Genomic DNA, 11550 nt, shown 5'->3' with positions numbered 1-11550 from the left:
CGGAGCGGTACGGCGACGGGACGCCGCAGTCCACGTCCCCGGCCGGGCGTGAGCTGTTCAAGCTGGCGGGCGCCAAGAACGGTCTCGCGCCGCGCGATCTGCCGCCGTCACTCTCCTTCTTCCAGGGCGTGGAGGTACGCGAAGACGGCACCCTGGACTTCACCGGCTCGGCCGGCCCCGGCACGAGCGTGACACTCCGCGCCGAGCAGGACGTCACCGTGCTGCTGGCCAACGCACCGCACCCGGCCGACCCGCGCGACGCCTACACGAGTACCGCTCTGGAGGTACTGGCCTGGCGCGCCGAGGCCACCCGATCCGGCGATCCGCTGTGGGAAGCCACACCCGAAGGCCGCCGCGCCTTCCTCAACACCGCCGAGTTCCTTGCCGCGAGGGGGATCGCATGAAGACCGCGGATCGCGCAGAGACCGATGTTCGCGTGAAGAGCACCGTCGAGGCCCGCTCCGCCTGGTCCGCGATCGTGCGGACGGGCGAGACGCTCACCATCACCGACCTGCACGGCAACCAGGCCGTGGACTTCCTCGTGTACGACGCCGAGGACACGGCCGTGCGCTACAGCGCGCCCGACACGATCCACGCCCAGGGCAACATCTTCCTCACCACCGGCAGCGTGCTTCTGTCCAACGAGCACACCCCGCTGATGACCGTGGTCGGGGACGACGTCGGCCGGCACGACACCGTCGGCGGCGCCTGTTCCAAGGAGTCGAACACCCTCCGGTACGGGCACCACACCTGGTCCCAGCACGCATGCGTCGACAACTTCCTCGCGGAGGGCGCCAAGTACGGCCTCGGGAAGCGCGACCTCGTCTCGAACATCAACTGGTACATGAACGTGCCGGTCGAGAAGGACGGCACACTCGGCATCGTCGACGGCCTCTCGGCCCCGGGCCTGAAGCTGACGCTGCGCGCGGAGCGGGACGTGCTCGTCCTCGTCTCCAACTGCCCCCAGATCAACAATCCTTGCAACGGCTTCGAGCCGACGGCGGTGGAGATGACGATCAGGACTCCGGAGCCGACGAACGGGGCGCCTGAATGAGCGACGGAGACATGGCCTTCGACACGGTGCTCATCGCCAACCGGGGCGAGATCGCGGTCCGGATCATCCGTACGGCCCGGGAGCTGGGCCTGCGCACGGTCGCGGTCTACTCCGACGCCGACCGCTCGGCACCGCACGTGCGGCTCGCCGACGAGGCCGTACGGCTCGGTCCCGCGCCCGCCAAGGAGTCGTATCTCGACGCGGACCTCGTCCTGAAGGCGGCGAAGGACACCGGGGCCGGGGCGATCCACCCGGGCTACGGCTTCCTCTCCGAGGACGCGGCTTTCGCGCGGCGCTGCGAGGACGCGGGGATCGTGTTCGTGGGGCCGACGCCGGAGCAGCTGGAGCTGTTCGGGGCGAAGCACACGGCCCGGGCGGCGGCGGAGGCGGCCGGGGTGCCACTGGCGCCGGGGACTGGACTGCTGGCCTCGGTGGAGGACGCGCTGGATGCCGCCGGCCGCATCGGCTACCCCGTGATGCTCAAGGCGACCGGCGGCGGAGGCGGCATCGGCATGTCCGCGTGTCGTTCGGCGGAGGACCTGAGTGACGCCTGGGAGCGAGTCCAGCGCGTCGCCGCCGCCTCGTTCTCCTCCGCCGGGGTGTTCCTGGAACGCCTCGTCGAGCACGCCCGGCACGTCGAGGTGCAGGTCTTCGGCGACGGCGAGGGCAGGGTCGTCACCTTCGGCGACCGCGACTGCTCGCTCCAGCGCCGCAACCAGAAGGTCCTGGAGGAGGCCCCGGCACCCGGGCTGCCTCCCCATGTACGTGAACAACTGGCCGCCTCGGCACGGGACTTGTGCGCGAGCGTCGGCTACCGCTCCGCCGGAACCGTCGAGTTCGTCTACGACGCGGCCCGCGAGGAGGCCTACTTCCTGGAGGTCAACACCCGGCTCCAGGTGGAGCATCCGGTCACCGAGGAGATCTACGGGGTCGACCTGGTCGGGTGGATGCTGCGGCTCGCCCGCGGCGACTCCGACGTCGTACGGGACCCGGGGACGCCGCGCGGTCACGCCGTCGAGGCACGGGTGTACGCCGAGGATCCCTCGCGCGAACACCGGCCCAGCGCGGGTCTGTTGACGCGGGTCGAGTTCCCGCAGGGCGTGCGCGTGGACGGCTGGGTCGAGACGGGCACCGAGGTCACGACGTCGTACGACCCGATGCTGGCGAAGGTCGTCGCGTACGGCTCCGACCGGGCGCACGCGCTGGAGCGGCTGGACGAGGCGCTGGCGAGGACGCGGGTCGACGGCATCGAGACGAATCTCGGGCTGGTGCGGGCGGCCCTGTCGGACCGGGCCTTCCGGACGGCCTCGCACTCCACGGCCACCCTCGCCGCGGTGATCGATCCGACACCGCGGATCGAGGTCGTGTCCGGCGGAACCCTGACGACGGTCCAGGACTGGCCGGGGCGGACCGGCTACTGGCAGGTGGGCGTGCCACCGTGCGGCCCGATGGACGACCTGTCGTTCCGGCTCGGCAACCGGGCGCTCGGCAACGACGAGGGCGCTCCCGGCCTCGAATGCACCTTGCAGGGCCCGACGTTGAGGTTCACGCACCCGACGACCGTGTGCGTCACGGGCGCCCCGGCGCCGGTCTCGGTCGACGGCTCGGCGGTCGCGCAGTGGGAGCCGGTGACGGTGCCCGCGGGGGGCGTTCTGGAGATCGGGGCGCCCTCGGAACACGGGCTGCGGACGTACGTACTCCTCGCGGGCGGCGGGCTGGATGTACCGGCCTTCCTGGGGAGTGCCTCGACGTTCACGCTGGGCCGGTTCGGGGGGCACGGCGGGCGAGCGCTGCGGACCGGGGACGTGCTGCACGGCGGTGGCTCGGTGCCTCCGGGTGCGCCGGTGCCGACGGACGAGCGGCCGGCCTTCGGTGCCGAATGGCGGGTCGGCGCACTCGAAGGCCCGCACGCCGCACCGGAGTTCTTCACCGAGGACGACATACGGGACTTCTACGCGGCCGAGTGGAAGGTGCACTTCAACTCGGCGCGCACGGGCGTACGGCTGGTCGGGCCCAAGCCCCGCTGGGCGCGCACCGACGGCGGCGAGGCGGGCCTGCACCCCTCCAACATCCATGACACGCCCTACTCGGTCGGTGCCGTCGACTACACGGGCGACATGCCGGTACTGCTCGGCCCGGACGGGCCCTCGCTCGGCGGGTTCGTGTGCCCGGCGACGGTCGCGAAGGGGCAGCGGTGGAAGCTGGGCCAGTTGCGGCCCGGGGACACGGTGCGCTTCGTTCCGGTGACGGTGCTCGCGGCCGGGGAGCTGCGGCGCAGGCCGGCCCTGGCGCCGGTCGCCGACCGTGCGGAGATCGCCGACGGTGGCGTACTGGCCCGGGACGCCGACGTGACGTACCGCCGCAGCGGCGACGACAACCTGCTCGTCGAATTCGGGACCATGCAGCTCGACCTGGCGCTGCGCATGCGCGTGCACGCGCTGATGGAGGCGGTGTCGGCGGCCGGGCTGCCCGGCATCACCGACATCACGCCCGGCATCCGTTCGCTCCAGATCCAGACGGATCCGGACGAGCTCCCGCAGCCCGAACTCCTGTCCCTGGTAAGGGAGATCGTCGTCTCCCTCCCGCCCGCCGACGAGCTGGTCGTCCCGTCCCGCACCGTCCACCTGCCTCTCTCCTGGGACGATCCGGCGACCCGTGAGGCCATCGCCCGCTATATGGCGGGCGTGCGCGACGACGCGCCCTGGTGTCCGTGGAACATCGAGTTCATCCGCCGCGTCAACGGTCTCGACTCGGTGGACGACGTGTACCGGACGGTCTTCGACGCCGAGTACCTGGTCCTGGGGCTCGGCGATGTGTACCTGGGGGCGCCGGTGGCGACGCCGCTGGACCCCCGCCACCGTCTCGTCACGACGAAGTACAACCCGGCGCGCACCTGGACGGCCGAGAACTCGGTCGGCATCGGCGGGGCGTACCTCTGCATCTACGGCATGGAGGGGCCCGGCGGCTATCAGTTCGTGGGCCGCACGACGCAGGTGTGGTCCGGGTGGCAGCAGCGGGGCGCGTTCGAGCCGGGCTCGCCCTGGCTGCTGCGCTTCTTCGATCGCGTGAAGTGGTATCCGGTGGACGCGGACGAGCTGCTGGAACTGCGGTCCGACATCATCTCGGGCCGTTTCGTCCCCCGGATCGAGGAGGGCACCTTCTCACTCGCCTCCTACCAGGCCTTCCTCGCCGGGAACGCCGACTCCATCGCCGACTTCCGGGCCCGCCAGGGCACCGCCTTCTCCGCCGAGCGGGACGCGTGGGAGGCGGCGGGCGAGTTCACCCGCGCGGAGTCGGCGTCGGCTCCGGTGGCGGCACCCGTGCAGGTGACGGTGCCCCCGGGCGGGCGCCTGGTGGAGGCCGAATTCGCCGCGTCCGTATGGCAGTTGAACGTCAAGGTGGGCGACACGGTGACCACCGGCCAGCCCTTGCTGGCCCTGGAGGCCATGAAGATGGAGTCCCGGGTGCCGGCTCCCATGGATGGCGTGGTTCTTGAACTCCTCGCCAAGCCGGGTGACCAGGTGGAGGCGGGCACGGCATTGGTCGTGGTGGGACCGCTGACTCCCTGATCCCGCCGTCTGTGGGCAGGCGTTCCGCAGGGCGGAACGGGTGGGCACAGACGGCCACCGGCCAGCAGTCGACCACGAAACCCCAGCCGAGGAGCACAGATGTCGACCCCCACCCTGACCCGCGTCCGCATGGCATACGCCCGCATCGACGCCGTGGACCGCCCCGAGGTCTGGATCGACCTGCGCCCACAGCCGGAGGTGGAAGCCGAGGCACGGACAATCGACGCCCGCCTCGCCGCAGGCGAACAACTCCCCCTCGCGGGACGCCTGTTCGCAGCGAAGGGCAACATCGACGTAGCGGGCCTGCCCACCACCGCCGGCTGCCCCTCCTACGCGTACCGGCCGGAGGCCGACGCCCCAGTGGTCGCCCGCCTCCGCCAGGCCGGCGCCATCGCCCTCGGCACCACGAACCTGGACCAGTTCGCCACCGGCCTGGTCGGCACCCGCTCCCCCCACGGCCCGGTCCGCAACGCCCACGACCCGCGGAGAATCAGCGGCGGCTCCAGCTCGGGAAGCGCCGTCGCGGTAGCCCTCGGCATCGTGGACCTCGCCCTCGGTACGGACACCGCGGGCAGCGGCCGCGTACCCGCCGCGTTCAACGGCATCGTCGGCCTCAAGCCCACCCGAGGCCTGGTCCCCACGGACGGCGTGGTCCCGGCCTGCGCCTCCGTCGACTGTGTGACGGTCTTCGCCCGCACCCTCGCGGAGGCCGAACAGGCCCTGACGCACATGACCTCCCCGCCCGCCCGCGACCTCCCTTCCCTCCCCCAGCGCACTCCCGGTCCCTGGCGCATCGCCGTCCCGCCCCTGGAACAGCTCGGCGAACTCGACGAGGGCTGGTCGGCGGCGTACGAGGCGGCCGCGGCCCAACTGCTCGCGGCTGGCGCCGAGTTGCGCACGATCGACCTCGCCCCGTTCACCGAGGCCGCCGCGATGCTCTACGAGGGCGCCTTCGTGGCCGAGCGCTACACCGCTGTGGGGAGCTTTGTCGACAAGTTGCTCTCCGAGGGTGGCGCCGGCCTCGACCCCACGGTCGCCGGCATCATCACCCGCGCCCGTGACATCCCGGCTCACCAGCTCTTCGCCGACCAGGACCGGCTGGGGGCCCTGCGCACCCGCGCGCTGGAGTCGCTCGGCGACGCGGACGCCCTGCTCCTGCCGACCGCCCCCGGCCACCCCACCCTCGCCGAGGTCGCCGCCGACCCGCTGGGCTCCAACGCGCGTCTCGGCCGTTTCACCAACTCCACGAACCTCTTCGACCTGGCCGCCGTGGCCGTCCCGGCCGGCGAGGTCGCCGGGCTCCCCTTCGGCGTGATGCTGATCGGCCCGGGCTTCACCGACGAACGCCTCGCCCTGATCGCCCGCACACTGGAAGCGCCTCCGGCCCGGGTCGCCGTGGTCGGCGCGCACTTGTCGGGCCAGCCGCTCAACGGTCAACTGCTCGGGCTCGGCGCCCAGTTGGAACGTATGACCGAGACCGCCCCGGTCTACCGGCTGCACGCCCTGTCCACCGAGCCTCCCAAGCCGGGCCTGGTCCACGTCGGCGAGGGCGGAGCCGCGATCGAGGCCGAGGTGTGGCGGCTGCCCGCCGAAGGACTCGGCCGCCTGCTCACCGCGCTCCCCCGGCCGATGGCGCTCGGCCGGATCACTCTGGCCGACGGCAGCGACGTACCCGGGTTCCTGTGCGAACCGGGCGCGCTCGACGACGCGCGGGACATCACGGCGTACGGGGGCTGGCGCCCCTACCTGGAGTCACTCACCGACTGATCCGGCTCACCGACTGCTCCGGCGAAGCTCGTACGCCCCACCGATCCCGCCCGACCGACCCTGCCCCACGCAGGAGCAGGACACCACTGCACGCTTGTTCACGGCCCGAGAACCGCGCGGTCCGGCCCAACTCGCTCACGCGGGCCGAGCCGGGCCAAGCGGATCACCCCACCGACGAGTAGGCCACGACTCCGCGCAACAGCTGATCAACCGCCTTGCGCGCGTTCTTCGCCACCGTCGAGCTCGGCGCGCCGGCGACCGGCGCCGCCGCCGCGATCTGCCCCAGTACGTCGATGACCTGCTTGCACCAGCGCACGAAGTCACCGGCGGGCATCTCCGCCTCACGCAGCACCTCGTCGAGGCCCTTGCCGGAGGCCCACTCGTACGCGGCCCAGGCGAAGTTCAGGTCGGGCTCGCGCTGTCCGACGCCTTCCGTCTGGGTGATGCGGAAGTCCTCTTCCACGGCGTCGAGCCGGCCCCAGATGCGGACCATCTCGCCGAGCGCGGCCCTCGCCTTGCCGGACGGCAGCTTCGGCGCCACCGCGTCGTCGGCGGCCCTGGACTCGTACACCAACGCCGAGACGCACGCGGCCAGTTCGGCCGGTCCGAGGCCCTCCCAGACTCCCTCGCGCAGACACTCGCTGGCCAGCAGATCCATCTCGCCGTACAGCCTGGCGAGCCGCTTGCCGTGCTCGGTGACCTCGTTGCCGCGCAGGTAGTCGAGCTCGGTCAGGAGCGCGACGATGCGGTCGAAGGTCCGGGCGATGGTGTTCGTCCGGCCCTCGATACGGCTCTCCAGCTGCACGGTGTCGCGCCGCAGCCGGTGATAGCGCTCGGCCCAACGGGCGTGGTCCTCACGGTCGTCGCACCCATGGCAGGGGTGTGCCCGGAGCGCTGTGCGCAGCCGCGCGATCTCTCGGTCGTCGGCGGCCTCGGCCCGCCGCTTGCGGTGCCGCTCGGGCACGATGTGCCCGGCCTTGGTGCGCAGCGCGGAGGCCAGGTCGCGGCGCGACTGCGGGGAGCGCGCGTTGAAGGACTTCGGGATGCGCATCCGGTCCAGCGCCTCGACGGGCACCGGGAAGTCGATCGACGCGAGCCGCTTGACCTGCCGCTCGGCGGTGAGCACGAGCGGGCGCGGCCCGTCGTGGTGCTCGAACCCGCGATGCCCGTTGGACCGCCCCGCGGGCAGCCCCGGGTCGAGGACCAGCGCGAGTCCCGCGAACTTGCCGGTCGGAACGTGGATGATGTCGCCCGGCTTGAGCTTCTCAAGCGCGACGGCCGCCTCGGCCCGCCGCTGCGACGCGCCCTGCTTGGCGAGCTCGGTCTCGCGGTCCTTGAGTTCGCGACGCAGTTGCGCGTACTCCTCGAAGTCCCCCAAGTGGCAGGTCATGGACTCCTTGTAGCCCTCGAGGCCCTCCTCGTTGCGCTGCACCTGCCGGGAGATCCCGACGACCGACTTGTCGGCCTGGAACTGCGCGAAGGACGTCTCGAGGAGTTCACGCGAGCGGTGCCGCCCGAACTGCTCGACGAGGTTCACCGCCATGTTGTACGACGGCTTGAAGCTGGAGCGCAGCGGGTACGTGCGCGTGCCGGCGAGTCCCGCGAGCTGGTCGGGGTTCATGGCTCGCTGCCACAGCACCACGGCGTGGCCCTCGACATCGATGCCACGGCGGCCGGCCCGGCCCGTGAGCTGGGTGTACTCGCCGGGCGTGATGTCCGCGTGCTGCTCGCCGTTCCACTTGACGAGCTTCTCCAACACCACCGAGCGGGCGGGCATGTTGATGCCCAGCGCGAGGGTCTCGGTGGCGAACACGGCCTTGACCAGGCCCTGTACGAAGAGTTCCTCGACGACTTCCTTGAACGTCGGCAGCATGCCCGCGTGGTGGGCCGCGATGCCGCGCTCCAGGCCTTCCAGCCACTCGTAGTAGCCCAGGACGTGGAGGTCCTCGGCCGGGATGGAGGCCGTGCGCTCCTCGACGATCGTGCGGACCCTTTCCCGCGCCTCCTCGTCGTTCAGTCGCAGCCCGGCGTACATGCACTGCTGGACGGCGGCCTCGCAGGCCGCGCGGCTGAAGATGAACGTGATGGCGGGCAGCAGCCCTTCGGAGTCGAGCCGCTCGATGACCTCGGGGCGGCCCGGCGTCCACACCCGTGACCTCTGCCGCCGCTCACGCTCGCGGTCGGCATCGCGCATGGCGCGGCCGCGTTTGCGGTCCTGGTACGACGGGCGGCTGGCCTCCATGCGCGCGAGGCGCGTGAGGTCGGGGTTGACGGCCTTCTTGTGGCCCTCGCCCTCCTCGAAGAGGTCGTACATCCGGCGCCCGGCGAGCACGTGCTGGAACAGCGGCACGGGCCGGTGCTCGGAGACGATCACCTCGGTGTCGCCGCGCACGGTGTCGAGCCAGTCGCCGAACTCCTCCGCGTTCGAAACCGTCGCCGAGAGCGACACCAGGGTCACCGACTCGGGGAGGTGGATGATCACTTCCTCCCAGACGGCGCCGCGGAACCGGTCCGAGAGGTAGTGCACCTCGTCCATGACGACGTGGCCGAGTCCGAGGAGCGTCTGCGAGCCCGCGTACAGCATGTTGCGCAGCACCTCGGTGGTCATCACGACCACCGGTGCGTCGGAGTTGACGCTGTTGTCGCCGGTGAGCAGGCCTACCTTGTCCGCGCCGTAACGGCGGCACAGATCGGCGTACTTCTGGTTCGAGAGCGCCTTGATGGGCGTCGTGTAGAAGCACTTCTTGCCCTGCTGGAGGGCGAGGTGGACCGCGAACTCGCCGACGATCGTCTTGCCCGAGCCGGTGGGCGCGGCCACCAGCACACCCTTGCCCGCCTCGAGCGCCTGGCAGGCCTCGATCTGGAAGGGGTCGAGGCCGAAGTCGTACATCTCGCGGAAGGACGCGAGCGCGGTGGCCTGCTCGACAGCGCGCTTACGTGCTGCCGCGTACCGCTCGGCCGGTGAGAGATCCTCTGTCATCGTGCTTTCGAGACTACCGGCCACCACTGACAACAGGACGATCATTATCCGATCGGAGCGGACGGATCCGGCATCCGCCCAGCTCAGGGACACACGCCGGAACCACACACGGAAGCTCGGAACCATGGGCCCGCAACCGCCCGCGGCAGCTCAGCACCGCGGGCCCGCGCGCCCGGTCCTCGAAGCTCAGGACCTCAGGTCCGCGCCCCGCCCTCCGAAGCTCGGGGCCACATGCCCGAGCCCCGCGCGGAGGCTCCCGGCACGGGCCCGGAACGAGCCACAGGTACTCACGGCCCCGCGATCCGCACCGCACCTCGTATACATTCCGCGATCAACGGCAGCGGCCCGAGCGGCTCCCCGTCCGCGTACCCCGTGATCCCGTCCGCGGCCAGTTCGATCTTCGCGGCCCGATGGACCGTGACCTTGGGGTGGTCGAGATGAGTCCCCTTGTAGACCTTCGGAAAGACCCTGAGCAGCGCCCCACGACTACAGTCCCCGACCACGGTGATGTCGAACAGCCCGTCCGTGAGATCCGCACCCGCGCAGATCTTCATGCCGCCCCCGTACGAGGACCCGTTGCCGACGGCCACGAGCGTCGCCTCGACCTCCCGGACCTCGCCGTCGTCCAGGGTGATCCGGTACGGGAACGGCTTGAAGGCGGCGAGTTCGGCGAGCATCGCGAGGTCGTACTTGAAACGCCCCGCGGGCCACCGCATGCGATTGCCACGGTCGTTGACCCGGGAGTCGAAGCCGGAGGCGAGGACCGTCCCGAACCAGCTGCCGCCGTCAACGCGCCCCAGGTCGATGTCGCGCAGCCGGGCCCCCTTGAGCGCCTCGGCGACCACCCGCCCCGCGCCCGCCGGGTCCCGCACGGGCAGCCCCAGGGCCCGGGCGAAGTCGTTCCCGGTGCCGACGGCGATCAGGCCCAGTGGAGTACGCGTCCCGGCGACCGCCTGCAGCGCGAGGTGCGCCATGCCGTCGCCGCCGACGGCCACCAGGGCGCCGGTTCCGCCCTCGACGGCGGCACGCGCGCGCGTGAGGGCGTCATCGGGGTTCTCGCCCAGGACCGTGCGTACGGAGAATCCGGCCGCCCGCAAAGCGGAAGCGGCCGGCTGCGCCGCGCGGGCGCCCCGGCCGCGTCCCGCGGTGGGGTTGACGAAGAGGGTGATCTCGCTGGTCACGGCCCGGACCCTACAAGGTCGCCCACTGACGTCAGGTCACGTCGTCGTAACCGTTGACCCGGTCCCGCTCCCGTTCGGAGTCCGCCTGCGCCGGCAGCGCCCGGGGGGCCGGCACGGACTCGATCTCGCCGATGTCCTCGGGCGTGAGGTCGAGTTCGGAGGCCTCGTCGTCGTCCGGTCCCTCGGCCTCGCGACGGGCCCTGCGGCGGTCGTTGAGCAGCGAGAAGCCGGTGGCCACGAAGTACAGGATCCAGATCGGCCCGGCGAGCGCCATCATCGTCAGCGGGTCCGTGCTGGGTGTGGCGATGGCCGCGAACAGGGTGATGCCCATGATCATGCCGCGCCACCAGCCGGCCATGCGCTTGCCGGAGATCACCCCGGTCATGTTGAGCATCACCAGGAGCAGCGGCAGTTCGAAGGAGAGACCGAAGACGAGCACCATGCGGGTGACGAGGTCGAGCAGATCGTCCAGCGGCAGCAGGTTGTCGACGCCGAACGGCGTGAACTCGATCAGAACCTTCGCGGTGGTGGGCAGTACCTTGTACGCGAAGAAGCCGCCGCCCAGGAAGAGCGGGACGCCCGACGCGACGAACGCGTAGGCGTACTTCTTCTCGCTCCTGTGCAGACCGGGCGCGACGAAGGCCCAGAGCTGGTAGAGCCAGATCGGCGAGGCGAAGACGACGCCCGCCATCAGGGACACCTTCAACGCCAGGGTGAACGGCGTGAGCAATCCATTGATGGTGATCTGCGCACAGGTGGTGTCCTCGGGCTGCTTCGCCAGCTCCTCGAAGGACTTCGCGCAGCCGACCGAGTCGAGGATCGGCTCGGTGAAGAAGTTGATGATGTCGTTATAGAAGAAGGCAGCGACGACCGTGACCGCGACGATGGCCAGCAGCGCCTTCGCGAGCCGGTTGCGGAGCTCACGAAGGTGTTCCACGAGGGGCATCCGCCCCTCGGGATCCTTCTCTTCGATCTTGCGGGCAGACTTGAGCAACCCAC

Annotated in this window: 7 protein-coding genes; 4 read left to right on the top strand and 3 right to left on the bottom strand. The window is 71.2% G+C overall.

The features are described 5' to 3' along the window. From ACTWQR_RS50905 to atzF, 4 genes are all read left to right on the top strand, one after another. Positions 1 to 404, top strand: a 404-nt coding sequence (locus ACTWQR_RS50905; RefSeq protein ID WP_443234162.1) for a DUF1989 domain-containing protein, incomplete at its 5' end; no start/stop codon positions are given. Further along, positions 401 to 1054, top strand: a complete 654-nt coding sequence (locus ACTWQR_RS50900; protein WP_443234161.1) for an urea amidolyase associated protein UAAP2 — start codon at positions 401 to 403, stop codon at positions 1052 to 1054. The genes ACTWQR_RS50905 and ACTWQR_RS50900, both read left to right, overlap by 4 nt. 11 nt (positions 1055 to 1065) lie before the next feature. Then, entirely contained in the window at positions 1066 to 4623 is a 3558-nt protein-coding gene (gene uca / locus ACTWQR_RS50895) for an urea carboxylase (RefSeq protein WP_443234165.1), read from the top strand. Positions 4624 to 4722: 99 nt separating this feature from the next. After that, complete coding sequence (gene atzF, locus ACTWQR_RS50890; RefSeq protein ID WP_443234160.1) at positions 4723 to 6390, top strand: allophanate hydrolase; 1668 nt, start codon at positions 4723 to 4725, stop codon at positions 6388 to 6390. Positions 6391 to 6553: 163 nt separating this feature from the next. Here the strand turns inward: atzF and ACTWQR_RS50885 are convergent, their stop codons facing one another. The 3 genes from ACTWQR_RS50885 to tatC form a co-directional block, all read right to left on the bottom strand. Beyond that, the gene (locus tag ACTWQR_RS50885; protein WP_443234159.1) at positions 6554 to 9415 is read right to left on the bottom strand and encodes a DEAD/DEAH box helicase; all 2862 of its coding nucleotides are present in this window, start codon (positions 9413 to 9415) and stop codon (positions 6554 to 6556) included. Between the two features lie 242 nt (positions 9416 to 9657). Continuing rightward, the gene (locus ACTWQR_RS50880; RefSeq protein WP_443234158.1) at positions 9658 to 10551 is read right to left on the bottom strand and encodes a diacylglycerol kinase; all 894 of its coding nucleotides are present in this window, start codon (positions 10549 to 10551) and stop codon (positions 9658 to 9660) included. A gap of 31 nt (positions 10552 to 10582) precedes the next feature. Then, complete coding sequence (gene tatC / locus ACTWQR_RS50875) at positions 10583 to 11545, bottom strand: twin-arginine translocase subunit TatC (protein ID WP_443234157.1); 963 nt, start codon at positions 11543 to 11545, stop codon at positions 10583 to 10585. Between the last annotated feature and the right edge of the window lie 5 nt (positions 11546 to 11550).

The organism is Streptomyces sp. 2A115, assembly GCF_052245575.1.
GTDB lineage: Bacteria > Actinomycetota > Actinomycetes > Streptomycetales > Streptomycetaceae > Streptomyces.
The sequence above is the reverse complement of the archived record's forward strand: the minus strand, read 5'-3'. Positions and strand labels throughout refer to the sequence as shown.